20 protein-coding genes are annotated in these 20,222 nt (G+C 58.0%); 10 read left to right on the forward strand and 10 right to left on the reverse strand.

The window, feature by feature from the left end; all coding sequences use genetic code 11:
* The gene (locus ACR3FC_RS03550; RefSeq protein WP_480473433.1) at window positions 1-600 is read right to left on the reverse strand and encodes a superoxide dismutase; all 600 of its coding nucleotides are present in this window, start codon (window positions 598-600) and stop codon (window positions 1-3) included.
* A 43-nt stretch (window positions 601-643) separates the two neighbouring features.
* Here ACR3FC_RS03550 and ACR3FC_RS03555 point away from each other — a divergent pair, with 43 nt between their 5' ends.
* A complete protein-coding gene (locus ACR3FC_RS03555; RefSeq protein ID WP_480473434.1) occupies window positions 644-1,462 on the forward strand; it encodes an FkbM family methyltransferase in 819 nt (272 codons plus the stop codon).
* A gap of 33 nt (window positions 1,463-1,495) precedes the next feature.
* Here the strand turns inward: ACR3FC_RS03555 and ACR3FC_RS03560 are convergent, their stop codons facing one another.
* The 5 genes from ACR3FC_RS03560 to ACR3FC_RS03580 form a co-directional block, all read right to left on the reverse strand.
* Complete coding sequence (locus ACR3FC_RS03560) at window positions 1,496-1,939, reverse strand: hypothetical protein (protein WP_480473435.1); 444 nt, start codon at window positions 1,937-1,939, stop codon at window positions 1,496-1,498.
* 380 nt (window positions 1,940-2,319) lie between these two features.
* Entirely contained in the window at window positions 2,320-2,886 is a 567-nt protein-coding gene (locus ACR3FC_RS03565; RefSeq protein ID WP_480473436.1) for a sarcosine oxidase subunit gamma, read from the reverse strand.
* The gene (locus ACR3FC_RS03570) at window positions 2,879-5,893 is read right to left on the reverse strand and encodes a sarcosine oxidase subunit alpha family protein (RefSeq protein ID WP_480473437.1); all 3,015 of its coding nucleotides are present in this window, start codon (window positions 5,891-5,893) and stop codon (window positions 2,879-2,881) included. Before ACR3FC_RS03570 ends, ACR3FC_RS03565 begins: the two co-directional genes overlap by 8 nt.
* Window positions 5,894-5,960: 67 nt before the next feature.
* Window positions 5,961-6,290, reverse strand: a complete 330-nt coding sequence (locus ACR3FC_RS03575) for a sarcosine oxidase subunit delta (RefSeq protein ID WP_480473438.1) — start codon at window positions 6,288-6,290, stop codon at window positions 5,961-5,963.
* 75 nt (window positions 6,291-6,365) lie between these two features.
* Window positions 6,366-7,610: a sarcosine oxidase subunit beta family protein gene (locus ACR3FC_RS03580; RefSeq protein WP_480473439.1), complete on the reverse strand. Its 1,245-nt coding sequence runs from the start codon at window positions 7,608-7,610 to the stop codon at window positions 6,366-6,368.
* A 176-nt stretch (window positions 7,611-7,786) separates the two neighbouring features.
* Between ACR3FC_RS03580 and ccmI the strand changes: the two genes are divergently transcribed.
* The 3 genes from ccmI to ACR3FC_RS03595 are packed head-to-tail and all read left to right on the forward strand — an operon-like array spanning window position 7,787 to window position 9,720.
* Window positions 7,787-9,007, forward strand: a complete 1,221-nt coding sequence (gene ccmI, locus ACR3FC_RS03585) for a c-type cytochrome biogenesis protein CcmI (protein WP_480473440.1) — start codon at window positions 7,787-7,789, stop codon at window positions 9,005-9,007.
* Window positions 9,004-9,468, forward strand: coding sequence for a Holliday junction resolvase RuvX (gene ruvX / locus ACR3FC_RS03590; RefSeq protein ID WP_480473441.1), 465 nt, complete (start codon window positions 9,004-9,006; stop codon window positions 9,466-9,468). Before ccmI ends, ruvX begins: the two co-directional genes overlap by 4 nt.
* Window positions 9,469-9,486: 18 nt before the next feature.
* A complete protein-coding gene (locus ACR3FC_RS03595) occupies window positions 9,487-9,720 on the forward strand; it encodes a DUF1289 domain-containing protein (protein WP_209503450.1) in 234 nt (77 codons plus the stop codon).
* Between the two features lie 623 nt (window positions 9,721-10,343).
* On the opposite strand, the gene ACR3FC_RS03600 is transcribed toward ACR3FC_RS03595, so the two are convergent.
* The 4 genes from ACR3FC_RS03600 to dusA are packed head-to-tail and all read right to left on the reverse strand — an operon-like array spanning window position 10,344 to window position 13,681.
* Complete coding sequence (locus ACR3FC_RS03600) at window positions 10,344-11,069, reverse strand: SpoIIAA family protein (RefSeq protein WP_480473442.1); 726 nt, start codon at window positions 11,067-11,069, stop codon at window positions 10,344-10,346.
* Between the two features lie 39 nt (window positions 11,070-11,108).
* On the reverse strand, window positions 11,109-11,891 hold the full coding sequence (locus ACR3FC_RS03605; RefSeq protein ID WP_480473443.1) for a hypothetical protein: 783 nt from the start codon (window positions 11,889-11,891) through the stop codon (window positions 11,109-11,111).
* Window positions 11,888-12,712 (reverse strand): sulfite exporter TauE/SafE family protein, encoded by an 825-nt coding sequence (locus tag ACR3FC_RS03610; protein ID WP_480473444.1) that lies wholly within the window; start codon window positions 12,710-12,712, stop codon window positions 11,888-11,890. The genes ACR3FC_RS03605 and ACR3FC_RS03610 overlap by 4 nt, the downstream gene beginning before the upstream one ends.
* 18 nt (window positions 12,713-12,730) lie before the next feature.
* Complete coding sequence (dusA, locus tag ACR3FC_RS03615) at window positions 12,731-13,681, reverse strand: tRNA dihydrouridine(20/20a) synthase DusA (protein WP_480473445.1); 951 nt, start codon at window positions 13,679-13,681, stop codon at window positions 12,731-12,733.
* Window positions 13,682-13,705: 24 nt separating this feature from the next.
* Between dusA and ACR3FC_RS03620 the strand changes: the two genes are divergently transcribed.
* The 6 genes from ACR3FC_RS03620 (at window position 13,706) to ACR3FC_RS03645 (ending at window position 20,197) form a co-directional block, all read left to right on the forward strand.
* Window positions 13,706-14,071, forward strand: coding sequence for a hypothetical protein (locus ACR3FC_RS03620; protein WP_480473446.1), 366 nt, complete (start codon window positions 13,706-13,708; stop codon window positions 14,069-14,071).
* A 67-nt stretch (window positions 14,072-14,138) separates the two neighbouring features.
* Complete coding sequence (locus tag ACR3FC_RS03625) at window positions 14,139-15,458, forward strand: glutamine synthetase family protein (RefSeq protein WP_480473447.1); 1,320 nt, start codon at window positions 14,139-14,141, stop codon at window positions 15,456-15,458.
* A 59-nt stretch (window positions 15,459-15,517) separates the two neighbouring features.
* On the forward strand, window positions 15,518-16,198 hold the full coding sequence (locus ACR3FC_RS03630; RefSeq protein WP_480473448.1) for a type 1 glutamine amidotransferase: 681 nt from the start codon (window positions 15,518-15,520) through the stop codon (window positions 16,196-16,198).
* Window positions 16,198-17,556, forward strand: a complete 1,359-nt coding sequence (locus ACR3FC_RS03635; RefSeq protein WP_480473449.1) for a glutamine synthetase family protein — start codon at window positions 16,198-16,200, stop codon at window positions 17,554-17,556. The genes ACR3FC_RS03630 and ACR3FC_RS03635 overlap by 1 nt, the downstream gene beginning before the upstream one ends.
* Before the next feature lie 8 nt (window positions 17,557-17,564).
* Entirely contained in the window at window positions 17,565-18,869 is a 1,305-nt protein-coding gene (locus tag ACR3FC_RS03640) for an NAD(P)/FAD-dependent oxidoreductase (protein WP_480473450.1), read from the forward strand.
* A gap of 113 nt (window positions 18,870-18,982) precedes the next feature.
* Window positions 18,983-20,197 (forward strand): DegT/DnrJ/EryC1/StrS family aminotransferase, encoded by a 1,215-nt coding sequence (locus ACR3FC_RS03645; protein WP_480473451.1) that lies wholly within the window; start codon window positions 18,983-18,985, stop codon window positions 20,195-20,197.
* The last annotated feature ends 25 nt before the right edge of the window (window positions 20,198-20,222 follow it).

Consider the following 20,222-nt stretch of genomic DNA (forward strand, 5'->3'; position numbering starts at 1 on the left):
TTACATCCGCGACGCGACGTTTTCCCAGTTCACCAGATTGTCGAGGAAGTTCGACAGGTAAGCCGGACGCTTGTTGCGGAAGTCGATGTAGTATGAGTGTTCCCATACGTCACAACCCAGCAGAGTGGTTTGGCCAAAGCACAGCGGATTCACACCATTCTCGGTCTTGGTCACAGCCAACGAGCCGTCGGCGTTCTTGACCAGCCACGCCCAGCCCGAGCCGAACTGACCGGCACCTGCCGCACTGAACTGCGATTTGAATTCGTCAACCGAACCAAAGCTTTCGGTCAGAGCTTTCTCAAGCTCACCGGGCATGGCGTTGTCGCCGGGGCCCATCATTTCCCAGAACTGGTTGTGGTTCCACAGCTGGCTGATGTTGTTAAAGATACCGTTCTGCGCGACGGCATTTGCGTCGTAGGTGCCAACGATGATCTCTTCCAGCGACTTGCCGTCCCATTCGGTGCCGGCGATCAGCTTGTTGCCATTGTCGACATAGGCTTTGTGGTGCAGATCGTGGTGATATTCCAGTGTTTCCGCGGACATACCCTTGGCTGCCAGCGCGTCATGTGCATAAGGAAGATCAGGAAGTTCAAAAGCCATGTCGGCCCCCTGTTTAAATTTGAGTTGCGGTTCCCAAGGTTAAATGCTTTGGCAGCCGCCGCAGGTCAAGGGCCGAGACAAGAAAACCCGGAGGCAGGCGATGCTGACACAGGCGCGCAAGATGTTCTACCGCGCCCGCGGTTACTATGCGGGCAACCTGAACGGCGAACCGTTTCGTCTGGACCCTTATCATTCAAAGTTCTGGCGTAAAGCCTCCACTGGCCAGTGGGAGCCTGAAACCTTTGCCGTGATGGACAAGTATCTCTCGCCTGAAAGCGATTACTTGGATATCGGCGCATGGATCGGGCCCACGGTTCTTTATGGTGCGCGTAAGGCACGCCATGTCTGGTGCTTTGAGCCCGACCCCACAGCGTTCCGTCACCTGGCCTGGAACCTCGACCTGAATGACATTCATAACGTCTCCGCTTTGGGTGTCGCACTGTCGGATAAGTTCGGTGTCGCCCGCATGGCCTCGGTTCGTGGAGAGCCCGGAGATTCTACCAGCTCCCTTCTGCACGACGGCGCGCACGGAACCGATACCCTGACGATTGCCTGGGATCAGTTCGCCGCAGTGAACGATCTGTCCGCCGTGTCTTTGGTGAAGATGGATATCGAAGGCGCCGAATTTTCCGTGCTGCCGACGCTGGTGCCATGGCTGAAGGAACAGCGCCCAGCCCTTTATCTTTCAACACATGCGGGACTGTTGGATTCGAAGACGCGGTTGGATCGTATGGAGGAATTGGCAGAGCTTCTTTCGTTCTACACTCACTGCCAGACAAGTGACGAGACCTGTCGAAGCTTTGAGTGTATGACCAAAGCTTCGACCCTTTCCGGGTTTAAAACATTTTTGCTGACACGTTAAGCGCCGCAATTGACCCGACAGCGTAGTATTCGCCTAGTACAGGCCTGCTGAAGCAATCGGTTTGCACGTACCTGTCCCATATGGTCGGAGACCCACATTTGCGTGCGGGAAGCTGACTCTCATTATTATGGCATTGCTCTTGGGATTGAGCGTTGCTGTATACGCAACCCTGTAGTCGCCTGTTGCTTGAGCTGGCAATGTCACACGCCACGACAACCGATATTCCCCTTTCCCCGTTTTTTTGAGCTTGGCGTCTGCCGGTGTTTCAATAGAAGTATTTGCCAGTTCATTTGACGCACGAATTGCTCCGTCATAGGCTCTTGCGTGCTTGCCGTCTGCATCAACGCTCAAAAGCACCTTGCGTGGAATCCATCCCCGATCCTGTGTGCTATGTAGGTCGCATTCATAGCTTTGCACTTCCGCCTGAGCGGCGACTGCCGACAAACTAAAAGCCAGAAAAAGAGAAGTTAGTTTCATTTGATTTACCTTTTTTGTGTTCTCTTTGTTTTCAACTCGCGCCCCTCGGCCGCCGGTCCTGCTGTAGCAGCAGACGGTATGAACAGAGGGGCTATGAGAGTTTTGATGCTTCGTCATAACGCCCTTGCCAAAATCAGGGCCTATACGGGAAAATGACCATGCCATCGAAACCAAGTGCTTTGTTTTGCAACCAATTATTAAATCAGACGCTCATTCGCATCTAACGCGAACAGTCTGAAACACTTTCTCCAAATGGATGCAAGGCCGTCGCATTCACAATCGTAAGCTCAGGTTCAAAAGGAAAATTAAGTTGTCTGTCCTCAAAAAAGAAACCGCCCGCAATCAGCGGGCGGTCTTGTATTTTCGGGCCGAGGAAACTGTCAGTAAACGCCAACCTCACTGCCCGGTTGCGCCGCAACCTTCAGCAGTTTGAAAACATAATCCGCAGCCGAACGGAAGCAGACCACGCGGAAGGTTTCGGCATCGTCCATCCAGAACGCACCTGCCACTTGCGCCAGGCGCGAGCGGCGGATTTGGCCGGGTTGGAAGGCCTCGGTCGACAGATCAACCGGGGCGACTTTGCCCAACACTTCTCGTGCGCTGGCGCCTGATATCGTGAATACCGCGCGGGCATCCGAGACGTTGACGGCCAGTGCGTGAGTTTTTCCCAAAGCTTTGACCATTGCGGCCAGTTTGGCCTCGACCTCGGCATAAGGGACCAGCACCAGCAGCTCGTCCGGTGACATCCAGCATACGCCGGTATCGCCGCTGACCAACGCCTCGCGCTGACCGGATACGTTCTGTCCAGTCGCATCCTTTACGGCCTTGGCAAGGCTTTTGTCGGACAAGTCGCCGCGCAGGGTGATCATACCTTGCAGGCCACATTCCCTGACATTGGCGATGCCATCATAGCTGGCGTGGTTCAATGCGCTGATGGGTTCAGACATTCTGCTTCTCCCCGTCCTTGTCGAAGAAGATCGGGTCCACGATCTTGGCTTTGTAGGTTTTGCCGTCCGTGCCCGGGAACTCGACGATTTCACCCATCCGGTCCGGGCCGTGCTTGATCAGGCCCATAGCGATCCCTTTACCGAGGTTGGCCGAGTAATAGGTCGAGGTCACACGCCCGATCATGTTGCGCTGACCATTGGCATTCACACCCTCACCGACCGCATAGGCACCGTCCGGCAAAACTGATCCATCCACAGTCTCCAAACCGACCAATTTCCAGCGTTCTGGATCGGCCATGTGGGTCCGTGAATGGGCGCGTTTACCGAGGTAGTCCTCTTTCTTTTTCGACAGCGCCCAGTGCAGCCCAAGATCCTGCGGGATCACGGTGCCGTCGGTCTCGTCGCCGATCATGATAAAGCCCTTCTCGGCCCGAAGAATGTGCAGACATTCGGTGCCGTAAGGCATCACACCGAATTCCTTGCCTGCTTCCATCAGGGCATCCCAGAACGCCTGACCCTGCGAGGCGGGAACGGCGATCTCGTAGGACAACTCGCCCGAGAACGAGATGCGATAGGCGCGGCAGTCGAACACGCCGATCTTGCCATCTCGCCATTCCATAAAGGGCAGCGTCTCGCGGCTGACGTCCATGCCGCCCAACTTTTCTAGAACCTTGCGGGCGTTCGGGCCGACTACAGCGACCTGAGCATATTGCTCGGTCACGTTGGCGACATAGACTTTCCAGTCCCACCATTCGGTTTGTAGCCATTCTTCCATGTGACCATGGATACGCTCGGCACCGCCGGTGGTGGTGTGGCACAGCCATGTGTCCTCATCGATGCGTGCGACCACGCCGTCGTCGATCAGAAAGCCGTTTTCCGAGCACATCAGGCCATAGCGGCATTTTCCGACCTTCAGCGTGGACATCATGTTGGTGTACAACATGTCCAGAAACTTGCCTGCGTCAGGGCCTTTGACGATCAGCTTGCCCAACGTCGAGGCGTCCAGCAGGCCAAGGTTTTCGCGGGTGTTCTTCACCTCACGGTTCACGGCGTCATGCACGGATTCACCGGGACGGACATAGGCGTACGTCCGGCGCCAGTAGCCGACCGGCTCCCAATCGGCGCCGTTCTTGTCGTGCCAGTTGTGCATTGGTGTCTGTCGGATCGGCTGGAACACTTCACCCCGCGCTTCACCGCCGATTGCGCCCATCGAGATGGGTGTATAAGGCGGGCGGAAGGTCGTGGTGCCGACCTTCGGGATTTCGGACTCCAACGCATCAGCAAGAATTGCCAAGCCATTGATGTTGCTCAACTTACCCTGATCCGTCGCCATACCAAGTGTGGTGTAACGCTTGGTGTGCTCAACGCTCTCATAGCCCTCGCGCGCAGCCAGTTGGACGTCCGAGACTTTGACGTCATTCTGGAAGTCGAGCCAGGATTTCATGCGCAGCTGGATTTCTGCGTTTGCTGGCATCAGCCAGACAGCCTCCATAGGAGCTTCTGCAGTGGTTTCGCCAACAGGAGCCTTGATGTTTTTCGGCTTGAAACCTGCGGCCTTGGCTGCGGCTTTTCCCGCCGTGTGGGCGTCGGTCAGAACATCGCCCAGCGCCAACGCACCATTCGATGCCCCGGCGGCCAGAACAAAGCCCTCACCGTTTGCGCCCAGCGGCGGGCGCGAGGGATCGGGGCGGAAAAAGGCATTCGCGTCATCCCAGGTCAGCTTGCCACCGCAATGAGACCACATATGAACGACCGGCGACCAGCCGCCCGACATGGCCACTGCATCTGCTTCAACCTCTTCACGTGCGCCGCCAACACCTTCCTGGTTGCAGATGGCGACTTTTTTGACGCGCTTGCCGCCCTTGACCTTGGCAATGGCCTTGCCCGGATCAACGCGGATCCCCAACTGGCGGGCTTCCTCTGCCAAAGGTCCAGCCGTTGCCCGTGCGTCAACAATACGCAAAACATCCACACCCGCTTGCTTCAGCGTAATCGCGGTGCGATAGGCGTCGTCATTGTTGGTGGCGACGATGACACGCTCGCCCGGGGTGACACCCCAGTTCACGGCATAATCGCGCATGGCAGAAGCCAGCATCACACCCGGAACATCGTTACCAGCAAAGGACAACGGGCGTTCAATTGCGCCGGTTGCAGTCACAATTTGCTTGGCACGGATACGCCAGAGGCGGTGGCGCGGGCCTTGCACGCCCGGCGTGTGGTCTGTCAGGCGTTCATAGCCCAGCACGTAACCATGGTCATATACGCCCGCACCCATGCAGCGGGAGCGCATGGTGACGTTGTCCATTGTTTCGAGTTCGGAAACCAATTGCTCCACGAACTTATCCACAGGCTCATCATTGACCGTGCCGCCGTCAACCGGAGCGCGACCGCCCCAATGTGCGCTCTGCTCAATCAGCAGAACCTTGGCACCCGAAGCTGCTGCCGCCTTTGCCGCCTGTAGGCCAGCCACGCCGCCACCGATGACCAGAACATCGGTGAAGGCATAGAAGTGCTCATAGGTATCGGCATCGCGGCTGTCCTTGTCGGGCGCTTTGCCCAGACCGGCAGACTGACGGATGAACGGCTCGTAGACGTGTTTCCAGAACGGTTTGGGGTGGATGAACATCTTGTAGTAGAAGCCAGCCGGCAGGAACCGGGCAAAGGCTGTATTCACTGCCCCAATATCAAAGTCCAAGTTAGGCCAATGGTTTTGCGAAATCGCAGTCAGACCGTTGAACAACTCGGTCGTGGTGGCGCGCTGGTTCGGTTCAAACCGGTTGCCCTGCCCCAGCCCGACCAGGGCGTTCGGCTCTTCGGCGCCGCTTGCAACGACACCGCGGGGGCGGTGGTACTTGAACGACCGGCCCATCATCATCTGATCGTTGGCCAGCAGTGCCGAGGCAAGCGTGTCGCCCTCATAGCCCTGCATCGAAGTTCCGTTGAAGGTAAACGTGACCTTTTTCGACCGATCAATCAGCCGGCCTTGTTTTGCGAGACGGGTGCTCATTGTGCGGACCTTTCGCGGGTGGAGGCGTCGGAGCCTCCGGCGGGAGTATTTTTGAAAAGATGAAGCATCAGGAGAACTCTCTCCAGGTCCATCCAGGGCGCTTTGCGGCGATGGCCTCTTTGATGTCCTGCGGCGGCTCGGAGGTCTGAGCCGTGTAAGTGCCGAACACTTCTAGCGTGCTTGTGCAGCGTGCCGCGTGAAACCACTTGCCGCAGCCATTGGCATGGCGCCAGCGTTCAAAGTGCACGCCCTTGGGGTTTTCGCGCATGAACAGGTAGTCGTGGAACTCGTCATCCGACGAGCCGGGACCAAAACGCTTCAGATGCGCCTCGCCACCGGCGGCCAGTTCGGTTTCTTCGGCATCAACGCCGCAGTAAGGGCAATTCAGGATCAGCATGTTGTCATCCTTTTGGCGGTTGGTTGGCGCAGTGGCCAACCGGAATTCTGTTTTTTGGCAACCTCGGAACCACCTTCAGTGTGCCACCCCGGCGGCCACGCTTTCGTCGATGAAGCGGCCTTCCTTGAAGCGGTCGAGCGAGAAGGCCTCGGTCAACGGCGAATGACCTGTGGCCATCAGCTGTGCCATGCCCCAGCCGGACCCGGGAATCGCCTTGAAACCGCCGGTGCCCCAGCCGCAGTTGATAAAGCACCCGCCCAGCGGAGTTTTCGACAGGATAGGTGAGCGATCACCGGTCATGTCGACGATACCACCCCATTGGCGCAGCATCTTGAGGCGCGAAATCATCGGGAAGGTTTCGACGAGGGCGCGGACGGTTTCCTCGATATGATGGAAGCTTCCGCGCTGGGTGAAGTTGTTGAACCCGTCGGTCCCACCCCCGATCACCATCTCGCCCTTGTCGGACTGCGACATGTAGCCGTGCACGGTATTGGCCATGACAACCACATCCATGCAGGGTTTGATCGGCTCGGATACCAGCGCCTGCAATGCAATGGCTTCCAGCGGGAGACGGAAGCCCGCCATCTCGGCCAGTTGACCGGAGTGGCCCGCAACGACGATACCCAGCTTGTCACAATCGATGGCACCCTTGGTGGTGTCTACGCCGACGACACGGCCATCCTGAGATCGGACACCCGTGACTTCGCATTGCTGGATGATGTCCATACCCATGGCTGAGCAGGCGCGCGCATAGCCCCACGCGACGGCATCGTGACGGGCAGTACCGCCGCGTTCCTGCCACAGCGCCCCTAGAACCGGATAGCGGGGGCCGTCCAGGTTGATGATTGGCACCAGTTCCTTGACACGTTCGGAGGTGATCCATTCGGTCTTTACACCCTGCAGGGCGTTGGCGTGTGCGGTTCGCTGGTAACCGCGAATCTCGTGCTGGGTCTGCGCCAGCATCATCACGCCGCGCGGGCTGAACATGATGTTGTAGTTCAGATCCTGGCTCAGATCCTCGTATAGGCCACGCGCCTTTTCATAGATCGCCGCCGAAGGGTCCTGCAGGTAATTCGAGCGGATGATCGTTGTGTTTCGACCTGTGTTGCCACCACCCAGCCAGCCTTTTTCGATCACCGCGACATTCTGAATGCCGTAGTTCTTGCCAAGGTAATACGCGGTCGCAAGACCATGCCCGCCAGCACCGATGATGATGACGTCATAACGTTTCTTTGGCTCGGGCGAACGCCAAGCGCGTTCCCATCCGGTGTGATAGCGCAGGGCCTCCCGCGCGACAGCAAAGGCTGAGTAGTGTTTCATAAGCGAATCCATCCGGTTCGGTGATTGCGCGCAGATATGCCGCGCGGCGACAGTTTAACCGCGCCGCGCAACGCCGCAATATCGCACTATTGCGACATGTCGTTCATTCGCGGCCATTTGTCCCTTTTGTTGGACGTCGCACAGGTCTAAGTCAGGACAGCATCTTCGGAGGGACCATGACGTTCTGGGTTCTGATTTTTCTTGTCGCGCTGTTGATCGCGGTGTTTTTGAGTTTCACACTGCTGCGCAAACGCCGTGGGGATGAACCTGCGGCGGCTTACGATCTGCGTGTGTATCGCGAACAGCTCTCCGGTGTGGACCGGGATCTGGCGCGCGGGGTGATTGGTGAGGCCGATGCGGAACGGGTCCGCACCGAAATCTCTCGACGAATTCTTGCCGCTGATGAACAGATGAAAAAGGGTGGCTCGGGTGCTGGGCCATCGCGGACCGTCTCGATTGTGACGATCCCGGTTGTCATGCTGATCATCATTGGGGGCGCGATGGCGATGTATCATCGTATTGGTGCCGTCGCGTTGCCCGACATGCCCCTGACCACGCGGCTGGAACTGGCCGAGGAGGTGCGCGCCAATCGTCCGTCCCAGAGCGCCGCAGAAGAGCTGGCGACCCCACCTCAAACGGCGCATCTTGACGAAAATTACGCGTTTCTTCTCAAGCAGTTGCGGGAGACCGTTGCGGCCCGCCCGGATGATTTGCAAGGGCAGATGCTTTTGGCGCAGCATGAGACCAATTCGGGGAACTTCAAGGATGGATATACCGCGCAACAAAGGGTGATCGAACTGTCAGGCGACGCAGCCACAGCCGAGCACTACGCGGATTTTGCCGAGATGATGATCCTGGCTGCGGGCGGATATGTGTCGCCCGAAGCTGAAAAGGCCCTTGCCGAAGCTTTGAATCGCGATCCCCATCACGGCCCGGCCCGATATTATTGGGGGCAAATGCTGGTTCAGACAGGTCGACCGGACCTTGCCTACCGCATTTGGGTCGAAACGCTGAGGGAAGCCCCGGCAGGCGCGCCGTGGGCGGGGGCGATCCGGGATCAGATTGATGAGTTGGCCTTTCGGGCAGGGGTTTTCAATCCACCAGACCTGAGCGCGCCGTCTGGTCCAAGTCGCGAAGACATGGCTGCAGCGGCGGAAATGAGTCCCGAGGAACGGCAACAGATGATTCAGGGAATGGTGGATCAGTTATCCGACCGCCTGGCGACGGAAGGCGGCGCGCCCGAAGAATGGGCTCGTCTGATCGCCGCTCTGGGTGTTCTGGGCCAGGGCCAACGGGCCATGGATATCCACAATGAGGCGCTGGAGGTGTTTGCCGGAAACACCGAGGCGTTGCAGATCATTGATGCCGCAGCCCTGCAAGCCGGGATTGCGCAATGATCCACGACGTTTTCGAAGACTTCGCCAATGCGCTTCCCCCGATGCAAGCGCTGATAGGGCTGGATCTGGGTGAAAAGACCATCGGCGTCGCGGTTTCCGACCGGATGCGGGGCGTGGCCAGCCCGTTGGAGACCGTAAGGCGCAAGAAATTCACACTCGATTCCGCCCGGTTGATCGAAATTGCTACGGATCGCGAGGTTGGCGGCATTCTGTTGGGTCTTCCCAAAAACATGGACGGCACAGAGGGGCCGCGCTGCCAGTCTACGCGGGCATTTGCGCGAAACCTGTCCCGTCTGACGGATTTACCAATCGGATTCTGGGATGAGCGGCTGAGTACGGTTGCGGCAGAAAAAGCACTGCTTGAGGCGGATACGTCACGAAAACGTCGCGGACAGGTTATTGATCACGTTGCAGCAGGTTATATCTTGCAGGGAGCACTGGACAGACTGCGCTTTTTGTAACAGGTCGGAGACCGATCGATGACGAATATGGTTTGGAAGCGCAATGAGGTCGAAAGCCCTTGTGTCCAGATTTGTGTTGTCCATCCGGCCGAGCGCATCTGCACCGGATGTTACCGCACGATTGACGAGATTTCTCGCTGGTCCAGGATGGACAGCAGCGAACGCGCTGAAATCATGAACGACCTGCCGTCTCGTAAACCGCGACTCAGCAAGCGGCGCGGCGGGCGTGCCGCTCGCATGAATGGCTCCTGACCGATCAGCGTAGACGTTTTGATGACATTTCTGCCGACTGTGCGGCCCTTTTCGGGATAGGTGCGTTCGGCGCGGTGCCACGCAGTTCTTTCTGAAACAGAAGCGCAATCTCGGATTGGCTGGTTTTGGGCCGCCGATCATCATTGCGCGCGCATTCCGATTGCAGCACGTCAGCTGCACGTTTGGTCTTTCTTGTATTAGTGAGTCTTCCGATCAAAGTCTTAAGTGGCATTGCGGACGTCCCGTTTCCAGTAACCGTGCCACTGCGGGTCGAGTTCGGGCTCCGAGGGGGTCTAGCTCTTGAACATTGAGGTTCAACGTGAGTGGTAACCCGCAGCGACAGGGTGTGGCTAAAGGTATTTCCCGTCACAAGTAGGGGGAAAACACGCGGCCTTTGATCGTTTTTGACGTCTCAATCAAGAAAAACTCTCAAAAGCACATAATTTCCTAACGTCACTTTTCGACCCGACTTTGCCGAGACTGGGAAAGCTGGGGCCGAAGCTGCGGGAAACCCGCCGTCAGCAGTCGAATCATGCCTGACATCGCACGACCGGATTTGAGGCTGCATCACGAACCTTGACCGATTGGGTGTTGCCTGCTCAGGCGTTCCACAGTCGAAGGTTTTATCCGGCGGCAAGCCAAGCCCTGGCGTTGTCGTACTCTTCGGACGGGAAAAACTGTGTCCGGGTCCCTAACACATGGCTGGCGACCTTCTGCGCCATGCGCTGCCAGCTTTTGTCCCCAACGATGGCAGCTCGGTCCAGTTGTCCGATATGTCGGCTGGCCAACCGAAAATGCGCCGCAAGCGCTGACAGCCCTTGCCAGCCGTCAAACTCCCTGAGGTCTATCAGCAGGCGAAACCCTGGCCGGTCCTGTAACACTGCATCCAGATCACGTTCTGCCTGTTTGTACCATTCAGGGTCCAGCTTGCCCAATAGGCTGATCTGAACACATGGGCCGCTCAGGTCAGTCACGTGGATCGATCCCAGGGACTCACGCATCCAGCGTCGGGCCGCCTCAAGCTCGGTCAGATCGAACACCTGAACCGGACAGGGCAGAATGGGGGCCGCCAGACGAACGCTTGTCTGCACCCAGCCCTGATCCGCCACAACAGCGATCCGGTCGAACCCGCGCCAATGGCTTAACCCCAGCTTGGTGTCAGACCAGGCCGCGCCCAGATCGTACCCCTGGAATTCAGGTTGTATTATCGCCAGCAGCCGAACCGTGTCATGTTCGGTCAGCGCAGCCTCGATCGCGGGAACCAGAGTATTGGCGTAATCGGCGCTGGTCACTTGCCCCGACAACTCGACTTCTATGAGTGCACCGTCAGAATTCGTATGAACCGTCATCATCGGTCAAAACCTCCAAAGCCAATTAATGACAGGACGTTAGGCGGATTCGATCCATTCGGCTACTCCACCGGAGCATTCGGGGCGGAAATAGGCGATCATTCGACCATCCTGCCCCGCCGTCGCCCCTGCGGCCCAAGGTGCAACCCCGTGCAGGCAATGGCGGTGCAGCAGATAGGCCTCTCCCGGCTTTGCAGGCACCTCGATCCTTGGGCAGGTCGCAAACACCTCGCGACGGGCGGATTGGTAGATATCCGTTATGTCAACGTCGTGCAGGACCTCAGGCGGCATCCCTTCTAGCGCCTGCCTGAACGCGGCCCGTAGAATGTCATGACTGCCGTCCCACACCACCATCGGAGACGCGTCTGCGCTGGCCTCGGTCAGTGGAATGCCCAGAATCCAGGCATGAGGTTCGTCAACCCGGCGGCGGCGATCCGGCCCTGTTGGGCGCAAACCGTCCACATGGGCCGCATCCCTGTTTCGACGGTAGCGGGTGGCCGCTTCATTCTCGCCCCGGCGCGGGCGCGGATAACCCGGATAAACAACAGAAACCTGCCCCTTGTGCAGCGGTAAATCTCCAAAGTGTTTGTCGATGAACGCCATGGCCTTGCCGTTCAACGGCCCGGACTGCCCGACCCTGCCCTTCGTGTCATTGGGCAGTGCGTCGACACCGATGAACCACGTCCCTTCGCAATCCAACCATTCCGCGTGGGCCGGGTCCGTTGTCGACGCCCGTGCGGCAGGCAAAGCGTGGCTCACCCATTCGGCCAGCACCGGATCATACGGGAATTTCACCCAGCCCCGGGCCGAAAAATCGCTCATAAGCCTACAGCCTTGCGCAGCATGTTCAGCGCGACCAGCGTCAGGAACACGGCGAAGACACGTTTCAACGGTTTTGGGTCCATTGCATGGGCCAGCTTTACCCCCCATGGCGCGGTGATCATTGTCATTGCGACAACGATCCCGAAGGCCACAAGATTAACCGCGCCAATGGTCAACGGGGGGCGATGCTCGGGCGCGATATCCACAAACAAGAACCCAATGACCGACGGTACGGCGATGATCACCCCAAACCCGGCCGCGGTCGCGACCGCGCGGTGGATAGGGGTGTTATAGAGGCTCATCAGCGGCACACCGAAACTGCCGCCGCCGATGCCCATCAGAACGGAAAGAAACCCGACCAGCGGGGATAGGACGGCCCGTTTGATACCGCCGGGCATTGAGTCGCCCAACCGCCATTCTGCGCGACCCAACCCAAGATAGGCACCGATCACCATGCCCAGAATTCCGAACAGTGCCTGCAAAGCCTCGGTCCGCAGGGCCGATGCGACCAGCACTCCGACAATTGCGCCGACGACAATACCCGGCCCCCAACCGCGCAGGATATCCCAATCCACCGCACCCTTCTTGTTGTGGGCAAGAACTGACCGCATCGACGTTACAATGATCGTGGCCAGCGACGTCGCCAAACAAAGCTGCATCAATTGCGGACCACCATAGCCAAGCGTTTGAAACGCATAGAAGAACGCGGGGACCAAAACGATGCCGCCGCCCACTCCCAACAGCCCGGCAAGCACACCGGCCAGCGCGCCGATCACAAGCAAAAGGCCCATCATCTGGGCCAGCAAAATTGTCTCGGGCATCGTCCCCCCTTTTGCCGTTTAAACCTCGACCATCGGCGCTATGTGGTTCAGGGCCTGTAGCATGACTTCTGGCCCGGCCCCTTCATGCACGGCCCCTTCGGACAAGGCGCGCCGCCATGCCCGCGCACCAGGGCGCCCCGCAAAGAGACCCAGCATATGCCGCGTGATCTGGTGCAAACGCCCGCCATTGGCAAGGTGCCTTTCAATATAGGGCACCATTTCTTGAACAACCGTCAGCGGATCGCGAACGGTTCCAACGCCAAAGATGCGCCGGTCGGCATCTGCCAGGATATCACCGGGCTGATGATAGGCCGCCCGACCAATCATGACACCGTCAAGACCCGCGTCCAGATGTGTTGCTGCTTCATCCAAGCTGGCGATACCACCATTGATCGATATATGCAGATCCGCAAACGCGGCTTTCATCCGATGCACAAGGTCATAATCAAGCGGTGGAACATCGCGGTTTTCCTTAGGGCTCAGCCCCTGCAACCACGCCTTGCGCGCATGGATCGTTACTCTTTGACAGCCCGCCGCACTGATCTGCTCAAGAAACGCAGGCAGAACTTCTTCGGGCTCTTGGTCATCCACACCGATGCGGCATTTGACCGTGACATCTACATTCGCCGCTTCGCGCATTGCTGCGACGCATTCTGCAACCCGCGCCGGATCTTTCATCAGAACCGCCCCGAAAGTACCAGACTGCACCCTGTCCGACGGGCATCCACAGTTCAGATTGATCTCATCATATCCTGCATCTGCACCCAATCTCGCCGCTTGCGCCAGCTCCTCTGGATCGGACCCGCCCAGCTGTAAAGCCACGGGATGTTCCTGCGGTGAATGATCCAACAGATGCAGCGCCCCTCCTCGGACAAGCGCCGGTGCCGTTACCATCTCGGTATACAGCAAGGTTTCCGTGCTAAGCCGCCGATGAAAATACCGACAGTGGCGGTCGGTCCAATCCATCATGGGGGCAATGCTCAGAGTAGCATGGTGTTGAATATTATCTCTTCCACGTGCAGTCAACTCAACCATCCTCAAGAATACGAAACCCGCAGCTATCATAGAAAAATCGCCAAAATAAGCCAATTCTTGAGGACTGGGCAAACGAAGCTGATTTGCGGGTTCGGACGTCGTATCAAATCCGATCGCCGCGCTTTCAACACTGGGAAAATCCAGCCGCTCCCTGACTTGCCGCAGACAACGCCATTGGATAATATGATCAATGGCTTAACAGATGTTTCCGTGATGTTTTCACTGAAGGAAACGCAAGGCGCGAGCTTTGTCAGCAAGACCAATTTCGTACTCGACCAAAAACTATGCCGAGCAGTCACATCTGTCCCAAATATCAAAATTTGATCAAATTTGGTGACAAATCTGATCCATTGAAGTACATCACGGGGAAACAGAATTGACGGAGCCCCCAATGGACCTGAGCGCCTTGCACAGTTTTCGCGTGACTGCATGTGACCTGAACGGTCAGATGCGGGGCAAACGCGTGCCCCCTGAGTATGCGGGCAAGCTGGAGAAAGGCGCCGTGCGCATGCCGTTCTCGGCACTCAATGTCGATCTCTGGGGCGCGGATATTCACGGCAGCCCGCTGGTGTTTGAAACCGGTGATGCGGATGGCGTGCTGCGCCCAACCGACCGGGGCCCGGTGCCCGTGCCCTGGCTTCCGAAAGAAACGGCGCTGGTTCCGATGAGCTTGTATGACGATGCAGGTACCCCGTTTGCGGGTGATCCGCGCCACGCTCTGTCTGCCATTCTTGACCGTTATGCCAAACGCGGCTGGTCGGTCGTTGCGGCGACCGAGTTGGAATTCACACTCATCGATGCTTCGGGTGCGCAACCGCAACCTCCGTTGAACCCGATCACCGGGCGCCGCCTGCTGCATGAATCCGTTCTGTCGGTCGCTGAAATGGATGCGTTTGAGGATTTCTTCACAGACCTCTACGATGGCTGCGCCGCCATGGATATCCCCGCGCAAACCGCTATCTCGGAAAGTGGCGTTGGCCAATTCGAGATCAACCTGAATCATCAGGATGCCATGCGCTGTGCCGACGATACGTGGCTTTTCAAGGCGTTGACACGTGGCCTGGCGCGCAAACACGGGTTTGCCGCAACATTCATGTCGAAACCCTATGCAGATGATGCAGGCAATGGGATGCATGTGCATTTCTCGGTGCTGGACCATCGGGGGCGCAATGTGTTTGACAATGGCGGGCCTGAAGGGACCGGCATTCTGCATTCCGCCGTCGCGGGTTGTGTGGCGGCCATGCCAGGCAGCACGTTGATTTTTGCGCCCCACGGCAACTCTTACACCCGGCTTGTACCGGGCGCGCATGCCCCGACCGGGGCCTGCTGGGCCTATGAGAACAGAACTGCCGCAATTCGCATCCCGGGCGGGGCAACAGCAGCGCGGCGCATCGAACACCGCGTCGCAGGTGGTGACATCAACCCCTACCTGATGCTGGCCGCGGTTTTGGGTGCAGCCCTTGCCGGGATCGAAGACGGTCTGCGACCCCCTGCCCCGATCACAGGCAATGCCTACGATATCGAAGACCTGCCTCAACTGATGCCGGACTGGGCGGCCGCAATTGACAGATTTGAGACCGACCCCCTGGTCGCCCGGCTTTTCCCGGCGGATCTGATCCAGTACCTGATCATGACCAAGCGACAGGAAATTGAACGATTTGAGCGTATCGCTCCTGAAGATCACTGGCTGAGCTATCTCGAGGCGGTTTGACCCCCCTTGCCGCCTCATTCGGACTCAGCTAGAGTGAATTTGATCAAATTTGGTGACACATGAAAATCGGCATATTACAAACCGGCCACACACCAGATGCGTTGCATGGCGAATTCGGCGACTATGATGAGCTGTTTCCTGCACTTCTCGGTGGCAACGGATTTGAGTTCCAGACCTTCGCCGTGGTCGACGGCATATTCCCAAGCGGCGCGGATGACGCAGATGGCTGGGTCATAACCGGTTCGCGCCACGGCGCGTACGAAGACCTGCCGTGGATCGCCCCGCTGGAAGACTTGGTCAGAGAGATACAGCAAAGCGGAAAGCCACTGATCGGCGTATGCTTTGGGCATCAGATCATCGCGCAGGCACTGGGCGGCAAGGTCGAGAAGTTCAAGGGCGGATGGGCCGTCGGACGCACTGAATACGAGTTTGACGGCAACACAGTCTGGCTGAATGCCTGGCATCAGGATCAGGTTGTCGAGTTGCCCGAAGGCGCGCGCGTTCTTGGTCAGAACGCATTTTGCGAAAACGCGATGCTGGCTTATGGAGACACGATCTGGACGGTTCAGGCCCACCCTGAATTCACCAATGGTTTTGTCGCGGGCCTGATGCGCACACGGGGAAAAGGCGTCGTCCCCGAAGACCTGATGCGCGAGGCCGCAAATCGCGAAACCGCCCCGGATGACAACGCCACAATCGCGCGCCATATGGCCGAGTTTTTAAAGAAAGAGAGAGCCTGATGGCTGATTGGACTGATAAACTGCCGGAAGCCGCCAAAGCCTATTTCCACGGACAGCGGCTGGACGAGGTTGAATGTATCATCTCGGACCTTCCCGGAATTGCACGTGGCAAGGCCGTGCCTGCCACGAAATTCGCCAAGCAATCCTATTTTCACCTGCCTGACAGCATATTCTTCCAGACCATCACGGGGGACTGGGGAGAAGCCGCAGGTGACGACGGGTTCATCGAAAAGGACATGATCCTGAAGCCCGACTATTCGACGGCTTCAGCCGCACCCTGGACAGGGGACTGGACGCTGCAAGTGATCCACGACGCCTATGACCGGGATGGTGATCCGATCCCTTACAGCCCACGCAACGTGTTGAAACGCGTGGTCCAGCTGTATCACAACCGAGGCTGGAAACCGGTTGTTGCGCCAGAAATGGAGTTCTTTCTGGTCGCCCCCAATGTCGATCCCGCACAGGAAATCAAGCCGATGATGGGGCGTTCTGGCCGCCCAGCTGCGGCGCGGCAGGCGTATTCGATGACCGCGGTGGACGAGTTCGGCCCGGTCATCGACGATATCTATGACTTTGCCGAACATCAGGGGTTCGAAATCGATGGCATCACCCAGGAAGGCGGTGCGGGCCAGTTGGAGATCAACCTTCGCCACGGCAACCCAGTCAAACTTGCTGATGAGGTTTTCTACTTCAAGCGCCTGATCCGCGAGGCGGCGTTACGGCACAATTGTTTTGCAACCTTCATGGCCAAACCGATCGAGGAAGAGCCGGGCTCGGCCATGCATATCCATCATTCGATTATCGACATGGAGACCGGCCAGAATATCTTTTCGGGCCCGCAGGGCGGCGAAACGGACGCGTTCTATCACTTCATTGCCGGGTTGCAGAACCATCTGCCCTCCGGTCTGGCCGTGATGGCACCTTATGTAAACTCGTATCGTCGCTACGTGAAAGACCACGCCGCACCGATCAATCTGGAATGGGCCCGCGACAACCGCACTACAGGCATTCGCGTTCCTCTGTCCGGACCTGAATCGCGCCGTGTCGAAAACCGCATCGCCGGTATGGATTGCAACCCGTATCTGGGCATCGCCCTGTCGCTGGCGTGCGGCTATCTGGGTCTGGTTGAACAAGAACGCCCGCGTCGTCAATTCTATGGTGACGCCTATGAAGGCGAAGGGGATATCCCCCAGGTCATGGGCGATGCGTTGGATATGTTTGACGAAGCCACAGCCCTGCACGAAATCCTTGGCCCCGAGTTTGCCCGTGTCTATGGCATCGTGAAGCGGGCCGAATATGAAGAATTTCTGCAGGTCATCTCTCCGTGGGAACGGGAACATCTGCTGATCAACGTCTGAGACTTTTCGTGAATCTGCTCTATTCCAATGACCGCAAGGGCGAATACCCTGCTAGCTGGTATGCCGCGACTGCGAACCCAACGGAACGCTTTCCTGTTTTGGCCGAAGATATTACGGCGGATGTCTGCGTTGTGGGCGGTGGCTACACAGGCCTGTCCGCAGCATTGCATCTGGCCGAGGCGGGGTTCGATGTCGTTCTTCTTGAAGCCCACCGTGTCGGATTTGGTGCCTCGGGGCGCAATGGTGGCCAGCTGGGCAGCGCGCAGCGGATGGATCAGGAAGACCTCGAGCGTCTTGTTGGTGACGCGGATGCTGCAAAGCTGTGGGACCTGGCCGAAGACGCCAAGGATCTGGTCAAATCACTGATCTCCAAGCATCAGATCGCGTGCGACCTGCAACCCGGCGTCGCGGTTCTGGGTCTGTCAGCTTCGGAACGAAAAGAGCTGCACACCCATGCAGGCCATCTGTCCGACCGTTATCACTATGACCAGATCAAGCTGCTGGATGAAGACGAAGGCCACAAACTGTGCCCCTCACCCGCTTATAAGGGTGGGTATCTGGACATGGGGGCTGCTCATTTGCACCCATTGAACTTTGCGCTGGGGTTGGCGCAGGCGGGGGCCAAAGCGGGTGTTCGCATTTTTGAGGGCACCGAAGTCATCGATATTGACGAAACCCGGCCTGCACTGATCCGGACCGCCAGGGGGAACGTTAGGGCCGACCATGTTGTGCTGGCCTGCAATGGCTACCTTGGCAATCTCAACCGGACCGTCGCGGCCCGTGTCATGCCCATCAACAACTTCATCGCAGCGACTGAACCCCTTGGCAGCGAGGCTGCGCGGGTCCTGACTCAGGATGTCGCGGTCGCGGATACCAAGTTCGTGGTGAACTATTTCCGCCTCAGCGCCGATGGCCGGCTTCTGTTCGGTGGCGGCGAAAGTTATGGCTATCGTTTTCCTGCGGATGTCGCGGCGAAGGTCCGCAAGCCGATGACCGAGATTTTCCCACATCTGCGCGATGTCAAAATCGACTACGCATGGGGTGGAACTCTGGCCATTACCATGCGGCGGATGCCTTATCTGGTGCGTATCGCACCCAATATTCTGTCTGCTTCCGGCTATTCCGGCCATGGTGTAGGCACCGCGACCCACGCCGGGCAACTGATGGCACTGGCCATTCAGGGGCAGGCAGAAGGGTTCGATACAATGGCCCGCGTGCCAACCCTGCCTTTCCCCGGCGGTTCCGCCCTGCGCAACCCGCTGCTCGTGCTGGCAATGACATGGTTCGCCATGCGAGACCGGCTTGGGATCTGATCCACGTGACTTGTGACAAATTGGTAAATTTCCGCTGGCGCGGCGATTGAGGGCTTGGATTGCCGCCTGAATAGCTTTATCTTTACCAAAGATAGAATTCGGGAATTCCAAATATGACGCTTCCACCAAACGTTCATGACGCCGAACCCATCCCAGAAGCAGCAAAAGAAGCCATCGACGCCCTGATGCAGTCGGGCGACTTGTTTCGCTATACCGCCCCGCAAGATGCCCCGGTGTCTTTGCTGGAGGCCGAGTTTGCCGAACTTCTGGGCACAAAATACGCTCTCGCTGTTTCATCCTGTTCTGCTGCGCTGTTTCTGTCGCTCAAGGCACTGAGTCTGCCGCGCGATGCGCGCGTCCTGATCCCCGGCTTCACATTTGCCGCGGTTCCCTCGTCGGTCATTCACGCGGACTGCATCCCGGTTCTGTGCGAAGTGGGTGAGAATTATCGCATCGACATGGCCGATTTCGAGGCCAAGCTCGACAGCGTTCAGGCGGTGATCATCAGTCACATGCGCGGCCACACATCTGATATGGACGCGATCATGGCGCTGTGCGACGCGCGTGACATCCCGGTAATCGAAGACGCTGCGCATTCGCTGGGCACGACCTGGCATGGCAGAAATATCGGCACCATCGGCAAGGTCGGCTGTTTCTCGTTTCAGTCCTACAAGATGATCAATGCGGGCGAAGGCGGTATTCTGATCTCAAACGATGCTGATCTGGTGGCCCGTGCCGTCATCATGTCGGGCGCGTACGAACATAACTGGAAGAAACATAAAGGACCGCACGGCGACAACTCGCCCGAATTGGAAGAGGCCTTCGCCCGCTGGCAGAACAAGTTGCCACTGTATAACCTGCGCTTGAACAACCTGAGCGCCGCTGTGATCCGCCCGCAGATCCCGGAACTGGCCCGTCGTGTCCGCGATGGTCTTGCGAATCACGACTACGTTGCCGGGCGCTTGAATACCTCACCCCATATCAATGTGCCCGCGCCCTTGCCCCCCGAGCAGCGCGCGCCGGATTCTATTCAATTCAATCTGGTTGGGTTGCAGGAACACGAGATTCGCGCATTTGCCGCCGCATCCGAGGCACGCGGTGTCAAAGTTCAGGTCTTTGGCCTGAGCCAGAACAATGCACGCGCCTTCTGGAACTGGCAATTTCTGCCGGAAACGTTCGAGCTGCCGCAAACACGTGACATGCTGATGAAAGCGTGTGACGTCCGACTGCCCGTACGCCTGACACGCGCAGAGCTGGACGTGATCGCCGATATTCTGCTGGCCGCGGTCGGCGAAGTGACCGGCCCAATGCCGGTCTACGGCACCTGAGACTAGAACTGACCCACTTAAATGG

It is taken from the genome of Ruegeria sp. AF3 (genome assembly GCF_056536285.1).